General features: G+C 74.6%; 1 pseudogene. It reads left to right on the top strand.

The window, feature by feature from the left end:
* Nucleotides 1–449 (top strand): annotated as a pseudogene (locus tag A3736_RS17400) (chromosome segregation protein); the annotation flags it as partial.

Below are 449 nucleotides of genomic sequence, written 5' to 3'. Positions count from 1 at the left end.
GAGAATCGCCTGGCCGAGCTCGACGCGGCGCTCCCGCCCTTGCGCGAAACGGCCAGGGAAGCGGAAACGCGCGAGGCCGCCACGCGCGATGAGCTGGCGCAGTTGCAGCGCGATCTGGTCGCCGCCGAACGTCAATCCGCCGCCGCCTCCGACGCCGAACGGCAGGCCCTGCGCGCGCTCGACCAGGCCGAAGCGGCGCGCGAGCGGGTGACGGCGCGCCTTGCCGAATTGGACGCCGCAGCATCCGAACACGAGGAGCGGCTCGACAGCGCACGCGTCGATCTTGCCGAAGCGGAGGCCAAGCGCAGCGCCCTGCCCGATCCATCCGCCGGGCGGGACAAGCGCGATGCCGCACGCGACCGCAACGAAGCTGCGCGCGCCGCGATGCAGGGTGCCGCTGCGGCGCTCGCCGCGCACGATCAGGCGCTGGCCGTGGCGCGCGAGCGCCG

Source organism: Erythrobacter sp. HI0063 (genome assembly GCF_001635685.1).
Classification (GTDB): domain Bacteria; phylum Pseudomonadota; class Alphaproteobacteria; order Sphingomonadales; family Sphingomonadaceae; genus Qipengyuania.
This window is presented reverse-complemented; position numbering and strand designations above follow the sequence as displayed.